The organism is Pseudonocardia sp. ZF1, assembly GCF_056835605.1.
The window spans coordinates 1,018,210-1,036,259 of sequence record NZ_JAJNBY010000001.1; the positions used below are offsets into that span (position 1 = coordinate 1,018,210).

19 protein-coding genes are annotated in these 18,050 nt (G+C 73.9%); 15 read left to right on the top strand and 4 right to left on the bottom strand.

Going from position 1 to position 18,050, the window contains the following annotated elements:
* Positions 1-152: 152 nt before the first annotated feature.
* From ZF1_RS05190 to ZF1_RS05225, 8 genes are read left to right on the top strand one after another with little or no spacing between them, the layout of a single operon-like run.
* The gene (locus ZF1_RS05190; RefSeq protein WP_482636623.1) at positions 153-1,130 is read left to right on the top strand and encodes an ABC transporter permease; all 978 of its coding nucleotides are present in this window, start codon (positions 153-155) and stop codon (positions 1,128-1,130) included.
* The gene (locus tag ZF1_RS05195; protein WP_482636624.1) at positions 1,123-2,046 is read left to right on the top strand and encodes an ABC transporter permease; all 924 of its coding nucleotides are present in this window, start codon (positions 1,123-1,125) and stop codon (positions 2,044-2,046) included. The genes ZF1_RS05190 and ZF1_RS05195 overlap by 8 nt, the downstream gene beginning before the upstream one ends.
* The gene (locus tag ZF1_RS05200; RefSeq protein WP_482636625.1) at positions 2,043-3,131 is read left to right on the top strand and encodes an ABC transporter ATP-binding protein; all 1,089 of its coding nucleotides are present in this window, start codon (positions 2,043-2,045) and stop codon (positions 3,129-3,131) included. Before ZF1_RS05195 ends, ZF1_RS05200 begins: the two co-directional genes overlap by 4 nt.
* On the top strand, positions 3,128-4,156 hold the full coding sequence (locus ZF1_RS05205) for an ABC transporter ATP-binding protein (RefSeq protein WP_482636626.1): 1,029 nt from the start codon (positions 3,128-3,130) through the stop codon (positions 4,154-4,156). The genes ZF1_RS05200 and ZF1_RS05205 overlap by 4 nt, the downstream gene beginning before the upstream one ends.
* A gap of 47 nt (positions 4,157-4,203) precedes the next feature.
* The gene (tsaD, locus tag ZF1_RS05210; RefSeq protein WP_226367184.1) at positions 4,204-5,319 is read left to right on the top strand and encodes a tRNA (adenosine(37)-N6)-threonylcarbamoyltransferase complex transferase subunit TsaD; all 1,116 of its coding nucleotides are present in this window, start codon (positions 4,204-4,206) and stop codon (positions 5,317-5,319) included.
* A 9-nt stretch (positions 5,320-5,328) separates the two neighbouring features.
* Positions 5,329-6,216, top strand: coding sequence for an N-acetyl-1-D-myo-inositol-2-amino-2-deoxy-alpha-D-glucopyranoside deacetylase (gene mshB / locus ZF1_RS05215; protein ID WP_178374349.1), 888 nt, complete (start codon positions 5,329-5,331; stop codon positions 6,214-6,216).
* Complete coding sequence (locus tag ZF1_RS05220; RefSeq protein WP_251785722.1) at positions 6,213-6,605, top strand: hypothetical protein; 393 nt, start codon at positions 6,213-6,215, stop codon at positions 6,603-6,605. Before mshB ends, ZF1_RS05220 begins: the two co-directional genes overlap by 4 nt.
* Complete coding sequence (locus tag ZF1_RS05225; protein ID WP_062400446.1) at positions 6,602-7,381, top strand: hypothetical protein; 780 nt, start codon at positions 6,602-6,604, stop codon at positions 7,379-7,381. Before ZF1_RS05220 ends, ZF1_RS05225 begins: the two co-directional genes overlap by 4 nt.
* Before the next feature lie 16 nt (positions 7,382-7,397).
* On the opposite strand, the gene ZF1_RS05230 is transcribed toward ZF1_RS05225, so the two are convergent.
* On the bottom strand, positions 7,398-8,384 hold the full coding sequence (locus ZF1_RS05230; protein WP_482636627.1) for a GNAT family N-acetyltransferase: 987 nt from the start codon (positions 8,382-8,384) through the stop codon (positions 7,398-7,400).
* A 128-nt stretch (positions 8,385-8,512) separates the two neighbouring features.
* Here ZF1_RS05230 and fdxA point away from each other — a divergent pair, with 128 nt between their 5' ends.
* The 3 genes from fdxA (at position 8,513) to ZF1_RS05245 (ending at position 11,304) form a co-directional block, all read left to right on the top strand.
* Positions 8,513-8,839 carry a ferredoxin gene (fdxA, locus tag ZF1_RS05235; RefSeq protein WP_020626080.1) on the top strand — a complete coding sequence of 109 codons (327 nt, stop codon included), beginning with the start codon at positions 8,513-8,515 and terminating at the stop codon, positions 8,837-8,839.
* Positions 8,836-9,939, top strand: a complete 1,104-nt coding sequence (gene dapC, locus ZF1_RS05240) for a succinyldiaminopimelate transaminase (RefSeq protein ID WP_405419156.1) — start codon at positions 8,836-8,838, stop codon at positions 9,937-9,939. The genes fdxA and dapC overlap by 4 nt, the downstream gene beginning before the upstream one ends.
* A 156-nt stretch (positions 9,940-10,095) precedes the next feature.
* Entirely contained in the window at positions 10,096-11,304 is a 1,209-nt protein-coding gene (locus tag ZF1_RS05245) for an MFS transporter (RefSeq protein ID WP_482636628.1), read from the top strand.
* Between the two features lie 12 nt (positions 11,305-11,316).
* On the opposite strand, the gene ZF1_RS05250 is transcribed toward ZF1_RS05245, so the two are convergent.
* The 3 genes from ZF1_RS05250 to ZF1_RS05260 all read right to left on the bottom strand — a co-directional run bounded on the left by ZF1_RS05250 (position 11,317) and on the right by ZF1_RS05260 (position 14,000).
* On the bottom strand, positions 11,317-12,285 hold the full coding sequence (locus ZF1_RS05250; RefSeq protein WP_073577735.1) for a CHAD domain-containing protein: 969 nt from the start codon (positions 12,283-12,285) through the stop codon (positions 11,317-11,319).
* A gap of 63 nt (positions 12,286-12,348) precedes the next feature.
* Positions 12,349-13,284 carry a 2,3,4,5-tetrahydropyridine-2,6-dicarboxylate N-succinyltransferase gene (gene dapD / locus ZF1_RS05255; protein WP_405419151.1) on the bottom strand — a complete coding sequence of 312 codons (936 nt, stop codon included), beginning with the start codon at positions 13,282-13,284 and terminating at the stop codon, positions 12,349-12,351.
* An 11-nt stretch (positions 13,285-13,295) separates the two neighbouring features.
* Entirely contained in the window at positions 13,296-14,000 is a 705-nt protein-coding gene (locus ZF1_RS05260) for a helix-turn-helix domain-containing protein (RefSeq protein WP_405419148.1), read from the bottom strand.
* Between the two features lie 469 nt (positions 14,001-14,469).
* Here ZF1_RS05260 and dapE point away from each other — a divergent pair, with 469 nt between their 5' ends.
* The 4 genes from dapE to ZF1_RS05280 all read left to right on the top strand — a co-directional run bounded on the left by dapE (position 14,470) and on the right by ZF1_RS05280 (position 18,025).
* Positions 14,470-15,543 carry a succinyl-diaminopimelate desuccinylase gene (gene dapE, locus ZF1_RS05265; protein ID WP_405421596.1) on the top strand — a complete coding sequence of 358 codons (1,074 nt, stop codon included), beginning with the start codon at positions 14,470-14,472 and terminating at the stop codon, positions 15,541-15,543.
* Positions 15,544-15,646: 103 nt separating this feature from the next.
* Positions 15,647-16,429: an LOG family protein gene (locus tag ZF1_RS05270; protein WP_346108137.1), complete on the top strand. Its 783-nt coding sequence runs from the start codon at positions 15,647-15,649 to the stop codon at positions 16,427-16,429.
* Entirely contained in the window at positions 16,429-17,025 is a 597-nt protein-coding gene (locus tag ZF1_RS05275; protein ID WP_405419146.1) for an LOG family protein, read from the top strand. The genes ZF1_RS05270 and ZF1_RS05275 overlap by 1 nt, the downstream gene beginning before the upstream one ends.
* Positions 17,026-17,029: 4 nt before the next feature.
* Positions 17,030-18,025, top strand: a complete 996-nt coding sequence (locus tag ZF1_RS05280) for a glucosyl-3-phosphoglycerate synthase (RefSeq protein WP_482636629.1) — start codon at positions 17,030-17,032, stop codon at positions 18,023-18,025.
* Positions 18,026-18,050: the final 25 nt, after the last annotated feature.

An 18,050-nucleotide genomic window follows, 5' to 3' on the forward strand; every position in this document is an offset into this window, starting at 1 on the left:
CTCCGGCCGGTCGCGCGCTCCGCGGGAGTGTGTGACCGGCCGGGGTTCCGGCTCATCTCCACCGCCCCGGCGGGTCCCGTCGGCCGGCTGTACGGTTCTCGGTCACGAGCCGGGTCCGGCCCTCCCACCACACATGTCGGAAAGACCCCCACATGCTCCTGTACGCAGTGCGCAGGGTCGTGGTCTCGATCCCGATCCTTCTCGTCTCGTCGTTCATCGTGTTCTGGCTCGGAACGTTGTCCGGGGACCCGCTCACGCCGCTCCGCCTACGCAACCCACCCCCGCCGCAGGCCGTCCTCGATGCCGAGGCCGCACGGCTACATCTCGACCAGCCACTCCTGCCCCGCTACTTCTCCTGGCTCGGAGGGGTGCTCCAGGGCGACTTCGGGCCGTCCGTCGTCTCGACCCAGGTGATCGGCAACGAGCTCGGAACCCGGTTCTGGGTCACGATCCGCCTCATCCTCGTGGCGATGGCCGTCGCGCTCGTCCTGGCCGTCCTGGTCGGCGTCTGGACCGCCGTCAGGCAGTACTCGAAGTCCGACTACGCCGCGACGTTCGTCGGCTTCCTGTTCCTCGCGATGCCGTCGTTCTGGCTGGCCATCCTGCTCAAGCAGGCCGGCATCGACTTCAACACGATCGTCGGGGCCCAGGTCATCTCGACCATCGGCTCGGAGTCCATCCCACCGAAACACGGGCTGGAAAGGGTCTTCGACATCGCAGGCCACCTGGTGCTCCCGACGATCGCCCTCGCGCTCATCTCCTATGCCGCGTGGAGCCGGTTCACCCGTGCCTCCATGCTCGAGACGCTCAACTCCGACTACGTCCGGCTCGCCAGGGCGAAGGGACTGTCCCGTCGTACGGTGATGTTCAAGCACGCGTTGCGGACCGCGCTGATCCCGCTCACGACCGTGACCGCGCTCGACATGGCGACGATCCTCGGTGGAGCCGTGGTCACCGAGCGGGTGTTCCAGTGGCGCGGGTTGGGTGACTTCCTCCTCGTGTCGATCCAGCAGTTCGACACCTACGCGGTCGCGTCGTGGCTGCTCGTCTCCGCGACGATCGTCATCGCCTTCAACCTGATCGCCGACCTGCTCTACGGCGTTCTCGACCCCAGGATCCGCTATGCCTGACGCCGCCGACACCCGTCCGGCCGTGCCGTCGTCCGCATCCGTGCCGGACCGCGAGTTCACCGTCGCCGAGCGCACCCAGAGCCAGCTCGTCGTCCGCCGGTTCCTCCAGCACCGTGCCGCCATGGTCAGCCTGGTCGTTCTCGTGCTGCTGGTCCTGCTCGCCTACGTGGGCGGAGCCCTGTGGACCTACGGCGTCGGGGAGATCACCGACGCGAACTCCGCAGCGCCCTCGCTCGCCCATCCCTTCGGCACCGACGCGGTCGGGAAGGACCAGTTCGCCCAGGTTCTCGGAGGCACTCGCACCTCGCTCCAGGTCTCGATCCTGGTCGCGTTGATCGCCACCGCGGTCGGCACGATCTGGGGTTCGGTGGCCGGTTACTTCGGTGGCTGGGTCGACACCGTCATGATGCGCATCGCCGATCTGGTCCTGACCCTGCCGCTGATCGCCGTCGCCGCCATGCTGGCGCACAACTTCGGAGGCACCTGGTACCTGATCGCCCTGGTGATCGCGGGGCTGTACTGGGCGTACGTGTCCCGGGTCGCACGTGGGGTCGTCCTGTCCCTGCGGGAGAAGGAGTTCGTCGAGGCGGCCCGGGCACTCGGTGCGTCGGACGCCCGCATCATCTTCCGGCACCTGGTGCCCAACGCCTTGGGCTCGATCTTCGTCAACCTGACCATCCTGGTGGCGACCGCGATCCTGATCGAGACGGCGCTGTCCTACCTCGGATTCGGGGTGCTGCCTCCGGACACCTCGCTGGGACTGCTGGTCTCCGAGGCGCAGACGGCGTTGACCACCCGACCGTGGTTGTTCTACTTCCCAGGACTGTTCATCATCATCATTGCGCTCACGATCAACTTCATCGGTGACGGCCTGCGTGACGCGTTCGACCCGCAGCAGACGAAGGTGCGCCAGTGACAGCGACGACGAACGGGGCGGAAGACACGGTCCTCGAGGTGTCCGGTCTGACCGTCACCTTCCCCGGCGACGACGGTGCGGTCCGCGCGGTCCGGGGTGTCGACTACCGGCTCCGCCGCGGTGAGGTTCTCGGCATCGTGGGCGAGTCCGGCTCGGGCAAGTCGGTGACCTCCCTGGCCGTGATGGGACTCCTGCCCCGCACCGCGAAGGTCACCGGCGAGATCAGGTTCGACGGCCGTGATCTCCTGGGCCTGTCCGAGAACCAGCTCAACTCGGTCCGTGGCGAGCGCATCGCGATGATCTTCCAGGACCCGATGACGTCGCTGAACCCCGTTTACTCGATCGGCTACCAGATCGCCGAGGCGGTGCTGGCGCACCGGGACGTCTCGAAGGCCCAGGCCCGGGAACGGGCGATCGAGCTCCTGCGGACCGTGCGTATCCCGAATCCCGAGCAGCGGATCGACTCCTACCCGCACGAGCTGTCCGGCGGGATGCGGCAGCGGGTGGTCATCGCCATCGCGATGGCCAACGACCCCGACGTCATCATCGCGGACGAGCCGACGACGGCGTTGGACGTGACGGTCCAGGCCCAGGTCCTCGAAGCGCTGAAGGTCGCGCAGCAGGCGACCGGTGCGGCGATGGTGCTGATCACCCACGACCTCGGGGTGATCGCCGGACACGCGGACCGCGTGCTCGTCATGTACGCCGGTAAGCCGGTGGAGATCGGCGACGTAGAGGACATCTTCTACCGCCCGCGGATGCCGTACTCCCTCGGCCTGCTGGGAAGCCTTCCTCGCCTGGACCAGCCCACCGACCGGCTGACCCCCATCCCCGGATCGCCGCCCTCGGTGGTCAACATGCCGTCGGGCTGTCCCTTCTCCCCACGCTGTCCCCTGGTCTCGTCGGTGTGCCACGAGACCGAGCCCGAGCTGACGGACGTCCGGCCCGGACACCGGGCTGCCTGTCATCACTCCGACCAGATGGTGGACACCGCGGCCGAGGAACTGTTCGAGGCCGGATCCGTCGCGGATCCGGACCCGGCCGGCGACGCCCACGGCGCGGTCACGACGGAGGTCGACCGATGAGCACCACCACGTCAGCGCCGACCCTGTTGTCGGCCCGCGACCTCGTCAAGAACTTCCCGATCCGCTCGGGGGGCCTGCTGCGCAAGCAGGTGGGAGCGGTGCAGGCGGTCTCCGGGGTGTCCTTCGACATCGCGGAAGGGGAGACGCTCGGGTTGGTCGGTGAGTCCGGGTGCGGGAAGTCGACGCTCGCCCGGGTCGCGCTGAACCTGCTCCCGGCCACCTCCGGCGAGGTCCGTTTCGACGGCCACGAGATCACCGGGTTGTCCGGCTCGCGGATGCGGGCGTTGCGCCGGGAGATGCAGCTGGTCTTCCAGGACCCGTACGCGTCGCTGAACCCGCGGATGCCGGTGAGCGAGCTGATCGCGGAGCCGCTCCGCATCCATGATCTGTACGGCAACGACGGGCGGCAGCAGGTCCGCGACCTCATGGCCACCGTCGGGCTCAAGCCCGAGCACGGCAACCGCTACCCGCACGAGTTCTCCGGTGGCCAGCGCCAGCGCATCGGCATCGCGCGGGCGCTGGCACTGAAGCCGAAGCTGATCGTGCTCGACGAGCCGGTCTCGGCGCTGGACGTCTCGATCCAGGCCGGTGTCCTCAACCTGCTGCAGGAGCTGCAGGCCGAGCGCGGGCTGTCCTACCTGTTCGTCTCCCACGACCTGTCCGTGGTCCGCCACATCGCCGGACGGATCGCGGTGATGTACCTGGGCAAGATCGTCGAGACCGGCCCCGCCTCCGAGCTGTTCGACGCGCCGGGGCACCCGTACACGCACGCGCTGATCTCGGCGATCCCTCTGCCGGACCCGCGGCGGGAGCGGGCCCGCGAGCGGATCACGGTCGTCGGGGACCTGCCGAGCCCGGCGAACCCGCCGTCGGGGTGCCGGTTCCGGACGCGCTGCCCGAAGTTCGCCATGGAGCTGTCGGAGTCGGAGCAGGCACGGTGCACCGACAGCGAGCCCGAGCTGGTCGACCGCGGGGCCGGGCATCCGGTCGCCTGTCACTTCGCCGAGGTCCGCTCGCTGCTGTAGTCGGACCCCACGGCCACGACACGCCACCCGGTGCGAAACTGGGTGGCGTGTCGCTGGTTCTGGGGATCGAGACGTCGTGCGACGAGACCGGTGCCGGTCTCGTCCGGGACGGGGTGCTGCTCGGCGAGGGGCTGGCGTCGTCGGCGGACGAGCACGCCCGTTTCGGCGGTGTCGTCCCGGAGGTCGCGGCCCGCGCCCACGTGAGCGCGGTGACGCCGATGGTGCGCGCGGCCGTCGAGGCGGCCGGGGTGTCGCTGTCCGACGTCGACGCCGTCGCCGTCACCGCGGGGCCGGGACTGTCGCCCGCGCTGCACGTGGGCGTCGCGGCGGCCAAGGCGTACGCGGCGGCGCTGGACGTGCCGCTCTACGGGGTGCACCACCTGGCCGGGCACGCCGCCGTCGACGTCCTGGAGCACGGGCCGCTGCCCGACCGCTGCGTCTGCCTGATCGTCTCCGGCGGGCACACCTCGCTGCTGGCGCTGGGCGACCTGGCCCGCGACCCCGTCGAGCACCTCGGCGACACCGTCGACGACGCGGCGGGGGAGGCCTTCGACAAGGTCGCCCGGCTGCTGGGCCTGCCGTACCCGGGCGGCCCGTCGGTCTCGAGGGCCGCACTCGACGGCGACCCGGCCGCGATCGCGTTCCCGCGCCCGATGACCGGTCCGCGCGACGCCGCGTTCGGCTTCTCCTTCTCCGGGCTCAAGACCGCCGTGGCCCGGCACGTCGAGGCCGCCCAGGACGCGGGCCGCGCCGTCCCGGTCCCGGACGTCGCCGCGTCGTTCCAGATGGCCGTCGTCGACGTGCTGGTCCGCAAGGCCCTGCGGGCGTGTGCCGAGCGCGGCGCGGACACCCTGCTCATGGTCGGCGGGGTCGCGGCGAACCGGGTGCTGCGCACCGAGATGGAGCGCGCCTGCGCGGGCGCCGGGATCACCCTGCGGGTGCCCGTGCCCCGGCTGTGCACCGACAACGGCGCGATGATCGCGGCCCTGGGCGACCTGCTGGTCCGCGACGGCGTCGAACCCGCGGGGCTGGCCGGGACCGCGGTCCCGACGGTGCCGCTGACCGGCGCGACGATCACGTTCCCCCCGGCGACGGGGGAGGCGGCGGAGTTCCCGCTGCCCGTCGTCCCCCACGCCGCAGCGGGGTCGATCATCGCCCCGTAGGCTCCCGGCGTGCCTGCTCGTCGCCTCCTGCTCGTCCACGCCCACCCGGACGACGAGACCCTGACCACCGGCGGGACCATCGCCCGCTACACCGCCGACCCCGACTGCGAGGTCACAGTGGTGACCTGCACCCTCGGTGAGGAGGGCGAGGTGATCGGTCCGGAGCTGGCCGAGCTCGCCCCGGACCGCGGTGACCAGCTCGGCGGCTACCGCATCCGCGAGCTCGACGCCGCGCTGGCCGCCCTCGGCGGGCCCCGGCACCGCTGGCTCGGCGGCCCCGGGCGCTGGCGCGACTCCGGCATGGTGCTGGCCGGGCACGGCACCCGCGCCGCGCTCCCGCCGGAGCTGCACCCGCGGGCGTTCGCCGCCCCGGAACCGTTCGGCACCCAGCTCGCCCAGCTGCTGGAGATCATCGACGAGGTCCGCCCGCAGGTGCTGGTCTCCTACGCCTCCGACGGCAGCTACGGCCATCCCGACCACGTCCGGGCGCACGAGCTGGTCGTCGCCGCGGCGGGGGCGCGCCCGGACGTCGTCGCCAAGCTGTACTTCGCGGTGCGGTCGAGCGCGCTGCTCGACGACGGGCTCACCGAGCTGCTCTCCGCGCTCGGCGGGGACCCGGACCGCACCGGGCTGCGCTGGCCGGAGCCCGACGAGCACCCTGGCCACGACGCCGCCGCCGTCACCACCCGGGTCGACGTCGACGCCCACGACGACGAGCGGGTCGCGGCGATGCGGGCGCACGCCACCCAGATCGACGTCCGCGGCGGCGACGGCTGGGTCGCGTTCGCGATGAGCAACGGCATCGTCCAGCCGCTGCTGGGGGTCGAGGAGTACGTGCTCGCCGGCGCGCCGCCCGGCACGACGGAGACGGATCTGTTCGAGGGGGTCGACGGGTGAGCGACGTGACGAGGCTCCCGCTCGCGCTGGTGCTGCTGGTGATCTCGCTGCTGCTGGTGGCCTTCGAGCTGATGTTCCAGATGCTCTACATCGGGCCGGTCCCGGTGCCGCTGGGCACGGTGATCGTGGTCGTCTCGCTGCCGTGGCTGATCCACACCACGGCCACCGAGATCCTCCCGACCCCGGCGGGTGCGGCGGCCCCGCTGGTCGTGTGGTTCGCGGCGGTGCTCGTGCTCGGCTTCTTCGGCCCGGGCGGGGATCTCCTGCTCCCGGTGAACTGGGAGTCGCTGCTGCTGCTCGTCGCCGGCGCCGTGACCGGCGTCGTGTCGTTCCGCAGGGCGCTCGACCGGCTGGCGGCCGGCCGCAACGACCGGAGGGTGACCCGATGACGATCTCCGACGACGACCTGGTGCGGGTCCTGCGCCCGTTCGTGCGGGCCACCCGGCCGGTGCTCGAGGGGCTGCGCGAGTCCGACCCGTTCGGCCTGCGGGCCCGGGTGACGCCCGGCTCGGACCGTCCGGAGGACGCGACCGACGAGGAACGCTCGCTCGCCGACAAGATCCTCGACGCGCTGGCGTCGGTGAAGGTCCCCGGCACCTCGGCCTGGGCGGCGATGGACGTCCCCGCCCGCACCGACTGGTGGGTCTACCGGGTCGGCCGGTTCACCACGCTGATCGCCGCGATCCCGGGTCTGGGCGGGGCACTGGCCCGCACCCTGCCGGTGTCCGACGCCGTCGGCGCGGCGGGCGAGGGGCTGCTGCTCGTCGCGATCGCGGGCGAGCACGGCGTCCGCTCGGAGGACCGGCTCGTCGAGCTGCTGGCGTCGGTGCTGTTCCAGCGTGAGCTCGACCTCGCCGCCCGGGAGCTCACCGCGGCCGAGGACGCCGATGCCGACGCCCGCGCCGAGGAGCTCACCGGTGATCTCGCCGGCGACGGCAAGCGGGCCACGCTCAAGCGCGTAGGCAGCGCCGTGTGGCGTCTCGGGCGGGCCCTGTGGGGCGTCGAGGACGAGCTCGGCAAGCGTCCGCACGGCCGCTTCTACCACCAGTGGCTCGGGCTGCTGCCGGTCGTCGGCGTCGTCGGGAAGTACCTGGGGGAGTGGTCGGGGCTCAAGCGCGCCGCCAAGCAGGCCCGCGCCTGGCTGCTCCGCCGCGGGTTCGCCTGAGCCCCTGACCCTCCGGTCAGGCCGGATCCGGGGGGACCAGGTAGTGGTAGCGGTGGTGGTCGGTCCAGCCGGTGGCGCGGTAGAGGGCGAGCGCGGCGGTGTTGTCGTCGGCGACGTCGAGCATCCCGTGCCGCGCCCCGTGCGCCGCGCCCCAGGACAGCGCCTGTCCTGTGAGCCGGGCCGCGAGACCGCCGCGCCGCGCGGCCGGGACGACCCACAGCCGTGACACGTAGACGTGGGAGTCGACGACGGCGGCCCGCACCGACGCGAGCGGCGTCCCGGCGGCGTCGGCGAGCGTGCCGAACCCGACCTCGACGCGGTCCGTGCCCGTCGCTCCGCTCTGCTCACCGGGACGCAGCACCCCGGTCAGCACCGCCCACGCGGGCGCGCCGGGCCCGGGCTCCGGCTCGCCCTGCGCGGCCCACCAGTCCGGTCCGGGCGTCGCGGGCCACTGCGGCGCCGGGCCGTCGGACGCGGCGCGGGTGACGAGCACGGTGCAGGTCCCGGGGTCCTCGGCCCGTACCCAGCCCGCCTCGGCCACCCGGTTCGACCAGGGCGCGTCCACCGGGGCCTGCACCGTCGGGGCGATGTCGTGCCGCCCGGCGAACTCCCGCACGCGTTCCAGGGCTCGTTCGACCGGCATCCCCGGGTCGCCGAGCGCGAGCGCGGAGTTCGCCCGGCGCGTCCAGCCGCCGGCCGCGCGCAGCAGCCAGCTGCCCAGCTCCTCGGCGACCGGCGCCGGCCAGGCCGCCGCCCGAACGCGTTCCAGCCGGTCCACCGCCGCACGGGACGCCCGCCGGGCCGGGGCGGGCGGCACCTCCCGGACGGCGACGACGGCGTCGCGCCGCACCCGGACCGGGCCCGACCGGGTGTGCACGACGACGGCGTCGGGCCCGTCGGGCTCCAGCTCACCGACCGCGTCGGTCAGTCCGGGGCCCGGTGCGCCCTCCGGCGCGATGCGGTGGCGCAGGGCCACCCGCCGTCCTGCCAGCTCGTCGAGCATGAAGCCGACCACCTCACTCCTGCCCCGCCGGGGGGCGCGGGTTAACCTGCGGGCGTCCCAGTTTGACCGGGCGCCCCGCCACCACATGATCTCCGGGTGCCCGCTGCTCCGAGTGGAGGACCACCGAAGTGACCTACGTGATCGCCGAACCCTGCGTCGACCTGCTCGACAAGGCGTGTATCGAGGAATGCCCGGTGGACTGCATCTACGAGGGTGGACGGATGCTCTACATCCACCCCGACGAGTGCGTCGACTGCGGGGCCTGCGAGCCGGTCTGCCCCGTCGAGGCCATCTACTACGAGGACGACGTCCCCGACCAGTGGGCCGCCTACACCAAGGCCAATGTGGACTTCTTCGACGAGCTGGGCTCGCCCGGCGGCGCCTCGAAGCTCGGCAAGGTCGACCGTGACGTGGAGCCGGCGAAGAGCCTGCCCCCGCAGGAACACGACGAGTGAGCAGGCTCGACCTCCCCGACTTCCCCTGGGACTCGCTGACCGGTGCGCGTGAGCGCGCGGCGGCGCACCCGGACGGCATCGTCGACCTGTCCGTCGGCACCCCGGTGGACCCGGTCCCCGGGGTGCTGCGCGACGCGGTGGCCGGGCCGGCCGCCGCCGAGCCCGGCTACCCGACGACCCACGGCCCGGCGTCGCTGCGCGAGGCGGTCGTCGCCTCGCTGCAGCGGCGCTTCGGCGTGTCCGGGGTCGACCCGGCCGCGGTGGTGCCCACGATCGGCTCCAAGGAGCTGGTCGCGTGGCTGCCGACGCTGCTGGGCCTCGGTGCGGGCGACACCGTCGTCATCCCGGAGCTCGCGTACCCGACCTACGAGGTCGGGGCGCGGCTGGCGGGGGCCGGGCACGTCCGTTCCGACGGCCTCACCGCCGCGGGTCCGGCCCGGGTCCGGCTGGTGTGGCTGAACTCGCCGTCGAACCCCACCGGCCGGGTCCTGCCGGTCGAGCACCTGCGCAAGGTCGTGACCTGGGCACGGGAGCGGGGCGCGGTCGTCGCCTCGGACGAGTGCTACCTCGGACTGCCCGGCGACGCCGACCCGGCCCCGCGGTCGGTGCTGCACCCCGACGTCTGCGACGGCGACACCACCGGGCTGCTGGCCGTCCACTCGCTGTCGAAGGTGTCGAACCTCGCCGGGTACCGCGCCGGGTTCGTCGCGGGGGACCCGGCGCTGGTGTCGGGGCTGCTCGAGGTGCGCAAGCACGCGGGCATGATCGTGCCGCGTCCGGTGCAGGCCGCGCTGGAGGCGGCCGTCTCCGACGACGCGCACGTCGCCGAGCAGGCCGCCCGCTACGACGCCCGTCGCACCCGCCTGCGGGCCGGGCTGGAGAAGGCCGGGCTGACGGTCGAGCACTCGCAGGCCGGGCTCTACCTGTGGGCGAGCGCGGACGAGCCGTGCCGCGAGACCGTGGACCGGCTCGCCGGCCTGGGGATCCTCGTCGCACCCGGTGAGTTCTACGGACCCGCCGGTGCCCAGCACGTCCGGGTCGGGCTGACCGCGCCGGACGAGCGGATCGACGCCGCGGTCGAGCGGCTCGGCGCGGCCTGACCCCGGCTGTCGTTGCGATAGGCAAGGACCCGGGAGAGGATCGGCCCGGTAGCGACGAGGCCGGTGCAGCGAGCCGGCAGGCGAAGGAGCCGTCGAATGCAGGCACCGCGTCCCGGTGGTCGGAACCTACCCGGGGGCGCCGGGCCTGGCGCCCCCGTGGCCCGGTCCCGGCCGGTCGTCCGGCCCGCCCTGGTCCTGCTCGGGGTGCTGGCGCTCGCGGTCAACCTGCGGGCCGGGCTCGCCGGGTACCCGCCGCTGCTGGAGACCGCGCGGGCCGACCTCGGGATCGGGGCGGGCGCGGCCGGTCTGGTGCAGGCCGGCGCGGTGTTGATGATGTCGGTGGGCTCGTTCGGCGCCGCCGCCGTCGCCGTCCGGGTCGGCCGTGAGCGGCTGCTCGGCGTCGCCGTGGCGACGATCGCGGTGGGCAGTCTGCTGCGGTCGGTGATGGCGCTGCCCGCGCTGGTCGGTGGCTCGGTGCTGGTCGGGCTCGGCATCGGGGTGTCCGGGGTGCTGCTCACCGGGGTCGTCAAGGAGCATCTGGCCGAGCGTGCGGGTGCGGTGACCGGTGCCTATGTCGTCTCGATGATGATCGGTGCGACGGTCGCGTCCGCGGTCGCCGTGCCGCTGGCCGTCGCGCTCGGCGGCTGGTCGTGGTCGCTCGCGGTGTGGGCGGTGCCCGCGGTGTTCGCCGTCGCGGTGTGGATCCCGGTCGCGAGCCGGATCGGTCTCGCCCGGCGGGAGCCCGTGGGCGCCCCGGAGGCGACCGGCGACGGCCCCTCGCTCGCCGAGGAGGTCCGGGTCCGGCACGACCCGTTCGCCCGCCGTGTCGCCTGCTACCTGGCCGGGACGTCGACGATCTTCTACGGCTGGCTGACCTGGCTGTCGCCGTTCTACGAGTCGCAGGGCTGGTCGCCCCAGGGGGCCGGGCTCCTCCTCGCCGTGTGGAGCATTGCTCAGATCCCGTCGGCGCTGCTGTCCCCGGCCGCGGCCGAGCGACGACGCCGGTGGCGGTTCTGGGCGGCGTTGTCCGTACTCAGCTCGGCCGCCGGGACGCTGGGGGTGCTGCTCGCCCCCGCGCAAGGGACGCCACTGCCGTGGCTGTGGGCGATCCTGATCGGGATCGGGGTCGGCGCCGGGTTCCCGCTGGGACTGACCGTGATCGCCTGGCGGACGCCGACCCCTGCCCGCAGCGCCGCCGTCAGCGGCTTCGGCCTCGGTATCGGCTACCTCTCCGCCGGGGTGGGACCGCTGGTGATGGGCCTGGTCATCGACTCCGCCGGGTTCCCGGCCGCGATCGCGTTGCTTCTGATCGGCGCCGCGCTGCAGGGCGGCGCGGTGGTCAGGATCGGGGACCGTCCGCGCTGAGCGGGCGCCGTCTCAGAGCGCCTCGGCCTGCTCGGCCAGACGTTCCCACGCGGCCCACCACTGCTCGCGCAGCGCCTCGGCACGGGCCCGCTCCCGCTCGACCAACCGGCCGCCGACGAAGACCTCGTGGGCGTCGGGGCCGGGGCCCAGCTCGTCGAGCAGGGCGCGGATGCGGTGCTCGGCGACGCAGGCGTCCTGGTGGTCCCCCAGGACCTCCTGCAGTCCGGCGGCGGCCTTCAACATCCGGCGGACCTGACGGGCGTCGTCGGTGCGGGACCCGTCCGCGTCGCGCATCGCCGGTTCGACGAGTTCACCGGTGTAGCGCAGCCGCTTGGTGCGGATCCGCAGGTCGTGCAGGGTCATGTCCGGCGGGTTCGGCCCGGCCCGGCGCACCGCCTTGACGAGCTTGCGGGTCTCGGCCCGGACCAGCTCGATCAGTTCGGGGCGGGCGACCTCGTCCGGCGGCTCCGGCAGCGGAGCGGAGACGGCCTCGACCAGCGAGCGACGCAGTGCCGCGTGCCGGTCGGAGTCGAGCTCGTCGAGCATCTCGGCCCGCGCACCGACCCGCTCGGCCTCCAGCACCGCGATCAGTCGCTCACCGGCGGCCAGTTCGGCCGACGGCAGCGTGGCCACCTCACCGCGGAGGCGGGCGATCATCACGTCGAGGTCGCGCACCGGGCCGAGCGCCCGGCCGAGCCGGCCGAGCTCGGCGCGCAGCAGGTCCGCCCAGGTGTGCTCGAGCAGGGGGCGGGCAGCCTTGAGCGCCGCCCGCATCCGCCGCACGGAGACCCGCATCTGGTGCAGGTCCTCGATCTCGGATCCGTCGCGCACACCGGGCTCGTGCCGCAGCATCGCGCGCAGCCGCTTGTCCAGCAGCGCGCGGACGTGCGCCACCGGCGGGTCCTGCGGTCCCGCGGTCAGCGGCTCACCGAGGTCCGCGGCGCCGTAGAGGTTCCCCGGAGGCTGTGCAGCCCCGTCCATACCCACCATGTCCCTGCCGTCCTGCTTCTGTGGGTCGTTCCGCCGCGAACCGCTGCCGGGCCGTCAGTTGGCGTGCAGCGCTGCGTTGAGGGCGATGCCGTCGCCGGTACGGGCCAGCGCCTCGACCGCGCCGGACACCGAGTTGCGGCGCAGCAGCAGCCCGTTCTGACCGGACAGCTCGCGCGCCGCGGTGGTGCTGCCGTCGGGCAGCGTGACCTTGGTGCCCGCCGTGAGGTAGAGACCGGCCTCGACCACGCAGTCGTCGCCGAGGGAGATGCCCAGGCCCGCGTTCGCGCCGAGCAGACAGCGGCGGCCGATCGAGATGACCTCCTTGCCGCCACCGGACAGCGTCCCCATGATCGAGGCACCGCCGCCGACGTCCGAGCCGTCCCCGACGACGACACCGGCGGAGATCCGGCCCTCGACCATCGACGCGCCGAGAGTGCCGGCGTTGAAGTTGACGAAGCCCTCGTGCATGACGGTCGTGCCCTCGGCGAGGTGTGCGCCGAGCCGGACGCGGTCGGCGTCACCGATGCGGACGCCGGCGGGGATCACGTAGTCGACCATCCGCGGGAACTTGTCGACATGGGTGACGATCACCGGGCCGCGGCCGCGCAGCGTCGCCCGGGTGAGCTCGAACCCGGGCACCGGGCACGGGCCGTGGTTGGTCCAGACGACGTTGGTGAGCAGCCCGAACTGGCCCTCGAGGTTCACCTGGTGTGGCTGGACGAGGCGGTGGCTGAGCAGGTGCAGCCGCAGGTAGACGTCGGCGGCATCGGCGGGCGCGTCGGCCAGCGAGGCGATCTCGGTGCGCACGATCTCGGTGCGGACTCCACGCAGCTCGTCGGTCCCGACGAGGTGCGCCAGGTCGACGGCGTCGTCGGACGAGCCCCCGGCCAGCACCGGCGCCGGGTACCAGACGTCGAGGACGGTGCCGTCGGTCGTGACCGTGGCCAGGCCGGTTCCGGAAGCGCCTTCGCGGCGGTACTCGGTGCTCACGGGCCCCGAACCTACCGGCCCGCCGTCGCCCACGGCACGCCGCGGTGGGTGCGCCGGGACACGTCCTCATGATCGGCTGCCCGTGCCGAGAGCAGGAGGGCCGCGGCCTGCAGGTAGCGGAGCACCGCGGTCGGCGCGAACGGCGGCGGTGGCGGGTCGGGCAGCCGCCCGCACGCCCGGCACCGGGCCTGCATCATCATCCAGTGCTCGATGGTCGGCGGTGGCGGCACGGTGCGGAACTGCGCGACCCGCACCTCCCACACGCTGCGCCGCCGCATCGCGTCGCGCAGCGGCCGATCCCGGTGGAACGTCTCCGGCGGTCGTGCGCAGCCGTACCGGTCGCCCCACCACTCGCCGGGCAGCGGGTCGAGGATCACGTCCAGATGTGACGGGAACCTGCGCCCCGCCCCGTCCCGCAGGTCACCCGGCGGGTCCTCCATCGGTGGCACCCGCCGGTTCTCCGCGTCGACGACGACCAGCCGCAGCCCCGCGACCGACAGGATCGCGGCCAGCGTGTCCAGCGCCGGCGCGAGCGACCGGCTCTCGATCCGGGCGATCGTCGACGGCGCCAGCCCCGTCCGCTCCGCGAGCTCCCGCTGCGATAGGTCAGCGCTGCGCCGCACCCGCCGGACCAGGCCGGACAGATCCGGGACGACGACGTCGACCGGGGCCGGCGGCGGCTCCGCGGGCAGCCGGTCGCCCTCGATGATGTCCATGCACCGACCCTGCCTCCGCGAGCCCGGAATGCGCCGGTGACCTGCGAACCTGTGGACAACTCGCGCACTTGTGGACAGCCGGGCCGTCGCCGGTGCCGGCGATGATCGACGCGGCGGGCCGCGGCCGGATCGGTCGCCCGGAGGTGGCCGTCCGTGCGTCGCTTTGCTCTGCTCACCGATACGCAGCGGGCAGGTCCGGGGGCGCCCCCAGAAGGCGAACGGAGACCGTTCACGCCCCGACCCTGCCCCGATCCGGGGGCGACGGGAGGGGCGCGAGAGGCGCCCGTGGGCCCGTGCTGCGTATTGGTGAGCAGAGCAAAGCCACGACCAGGGAGCCCCCCCGGCGACGCGGCACGGGCCGGGGGCGTCGATCCGGCGCCGCGGCGGTCGGTCCGGAGTGCCCGCGCGGCCGGGTCGCGGAGGAGGGGCGCCCGGGCGGGTCGGTAGCGTCGGGCCGGTGACGACGACGCTGCCCGCGCTGGACCTCACGTCCGACCCGGTGACCCTGACCGCCGCGATGGTCGACATCGCCAGTGTGTCCGGGGACGAGCGGCGCCTCGCCGACGCGCTCGAGGCCGCGCTGCGGACCCAGGCACCGCACCTGGAGGTGCTGCGGTCCGGTGACGCGGTGCTCGCGCGCACCGATCTGGGGCGTCCGCACCGCGTGCTGCTGGCCGGGCACATCGACACCGTGCCGATCGCGGACAACGTGCCGTCGCGCCGCGCCGACGGGATCGTGCACGGCTGCGGCACCTCGGACATGAAGTCCGGCGATGCCGTCTTCGCGCATCTCGCGGCCACGCTGCCCGAGCCGAGGCACGACCTCACCCTGGTGTTCTACGACTGCGAGGAGATCGAGGCGGAGCGCAACGGGCTCGGCCGCATCGAGCGCGAGCACCGGGACTGGCTCGACGCCGACCTCGCGATCCTCGGCGAGCCCACCGACGGCACCCTCGAGGCCGGCTGCCAGGGCACCCTCCGCGTCGAGCTGCGGACCGCGGGACGACGCTCGCACTCGGCGCGGTCGTGGCTGGGGGACAACGCGATCCACCGGGCCGGGGAGATCCTCTCGCGGCTGGCGGCGTACCGGCCGCGGTGGGTGGACATCGACGGCTGCGAGTACCGCGAGGGTCTGCAGGCCGTGCGGATCGGCGGCGGGGTCGCGGGCAACGTCGTCCCGGACGAGTGCGTCGTCACCGTGAACTTCCGGTTCGCCCCGGACCGGTCCGCCGAGCAGGCCGTCGAGCACGTCCGAGAGGTGTTCGACGGGTTCCCGCTCGTCGTCACCGACCTCTCGCCGGGTGCGCTGCCGGGCCTGTCCGCGACGGCGGCCGCGGAGTTCGTCGCCGCGACCGGGGCCGTGCCGCGGGCGAAGTACGGCTGGACCGACGTCTCCCGCTTCGCCGCGCTGGGCATCCCGGCGGTGAACTACGGGCCCGGCGACCCGAACCTCGCCCACACCCGCGAAGAGCACGTCGCCGAGGACGCGATCACCGCCTGCACCGAGGTGCTGCGCCGCTACCTCGCGGGCCACCCCGCCTGACCGGAGCCGGCCGGCCGGGCCCGCGCCGACGACAGCGCCGACGACAGCGCCGACGACCCCACCGGCGGGGGCGGGTCGTCGCCGCCCGAATACCGTGATCGCCATGGCCGACGAGAACGCCGATCCCCGGACGCTGCACGAGAAGCAGCCCGAGAAGCAGCGTGGCCCGGTGGTGCTGCGCGGCGAACGCAGCATCGAGCCGACCACCACCGACCAGCGGCTGCTCGACTCCCGGGGCCCGGCCGACTGGGTGCACACCGACCCGTGGCGGGTGCTCCGGATCCAGGCCGAGTTCGTCGAGGGGTTCGGGATGCTCGCCGAACTCCCGCGCGCGGCGACCGTGTTCGGCTCGGCCCGCACGCAGGCCGGCTCCCCGGAGTACGAGCTGGGCCGCGAGCTCGGGGCGCGGCTCGCCGGAGCCGGGTTCGCCGTCATCACCGGGGGCGGCCCGGGCGCGATGGAGGCCGCGAACCGCGGTGCCTCCGAGGCGGGCGGGCTCTCGGTCGGGCTCGGCATCGAGCTGCCGTTCGAGCAGGGCCTGAACCCGTGGGTCGACCTCGGGATCAACTTCCGCTACTTCTTCGCCCGCAAGACGATGTTCGTGAAGTACTCGCAGGCGTTCGTCTGCCTGCCCGGCGGGTTCGGCACGCTCGACGAGCTGTTCGAGGCGCTCGTCCTCGTGCAGACCAAGAAGGTCACGAAGTTCCCGGTCGTCCTGCTCGGCAGCGACTACTGGGGCGGCCTCTACGACTGGATCGCCAAGACCGTCCTCACCGACGGCAAGATCAGCGAGAAGGACCTCGACCTGCTGCACGTCACCGACGACATCGACGACGCCGTCGACGTGGTCAACGAGGCCTACCACGCCTGGGAGGAGACGCACTGATGGCCGGTCCGGAGCCCGGGTTCGCCGTCTGCGTCTACTGCGCCAGCTCCGACGGCGTCGCCCCGCACTACCTCGACCTCGCCCGGGAGGTCGGCCGTGCCGTCGCCGCCCGCGGCTGGACGCTCGTGTCCGGCGGGGGCCGCAAGTCGATGATGGGTGCGGTCGCGGCCGGCGCCCGGGAGGCAGGCGGCCGCACCGTCGGGGTCATCCCGCGGTCCATGGTCGAGCGCGAGTGGGCCGACCACGACAGCGACGAGCTGCTCGTCGTCGAGAGCATGCGCGAGCGCAAGCAGCAGATGGAGGATCGTGCCGACGCGTTCCTCGCGCTGCCCGGCGGCATCGGGACCTGTGAGGAGCTCTTCGAGGTCTGGACCGCCGGGTCGCTCGGCCTGCACGGCAAGCCGGTCGTGCTGCTCGACCCCGACGGCCACTGGGACGGCCTCGTCGACTGGGTCGCCGGCCTCGCCGACCGCGGGTTCGCCTCACGGGCCCCGATCGAGCGGCTGCGGCAGGTCCGCGGCGGCGACTCCGCTCCGGCCGACCCCGCCGGGCTGGCCGACGCGGCGCTCGACGAGTGCGCCCGTCCGCTCACCTGAGCCCGTGACCCTCTCCGCCCGGCTCGCCGCCCGCAAGGACGGCCGTCGCATCGCCGTCGTCCTGCCCGCCCTGGACGAGGAGGCGACGGTCGGTGCGCTCGTCGCCGGGCTGACCCGGCTGTGCGAGGGCCCGTCCCCGCTGGTCGACGACCTCGTCGTCCTCGACTCCGGGAGCACCGACCGCACCGCGGAGTACGCCGCGGCGGCCGGGGCACGGGTGCTCGGCCGCGAGCGGGCGGTGCCCGGCGTCCACGTGCTGCCGGGCAAGGGCGAGGCGATGTGGCGCGCCGTCGTCGCCCTGGGGAACGGGCCGCGCCCGGCCGACCTGGTCTGCTTCGTCGACGCCGACCTCGTCGACCCGCACCCCGAGCTCGTCGAACGGCTCCTCGCGCCGCTGCTCACCCGGCCCGGGACCGCGCTGGTCAAGGGCTACCACCGGCGTCCGCTCACCGGCCCCGGCGGCCCCGGTGGTGCCTGCGGCCCCGACGAGGCGAGCGGGCACGAGGGCGGCCGCGTCACCGAGCTGCTCGCCCGCCCCCTGCTCGCCGCGCTCCGCCCCGGGCTGCGGCACGTCCGCCAGCCCATCGGGGGCGAGTACGCCGCCACCCGCGAGCTGCTCGACCGGCTCCCGTTCGCGACCGGCTACGGCGTCGACATCGGCCTGCTGCTCGACACCGACGCCGACACCGTCGTCGGCGGGACCGCGGCCATCGCGCAGGCCGACCTCGGCGTGCGCCGGCACCGCAACCGCCCGCTGCACGAGCTCGGCCGCACCTCCCGCGAGGTCCTCGCCACGGCCCTGGCCCGCTGCGGGGTCGAGGACTCCGGCGCCGGACTCACCGCGTTCCTCCCCGACGACGCCCTCCCCGGCCACGGTACGGAGACGGGATGGCGCACCGAGACCCGTCCGTTGCGCCAGGTGGACCGGCCCCCACCAGGCCGGGTGCGCGACGGGGGGTCCGCCGAGCCGGTGGTCGCACCCGCCGCCCGCGTGGGGTGAGACCCGTCGTCGGACCGGCGTGATG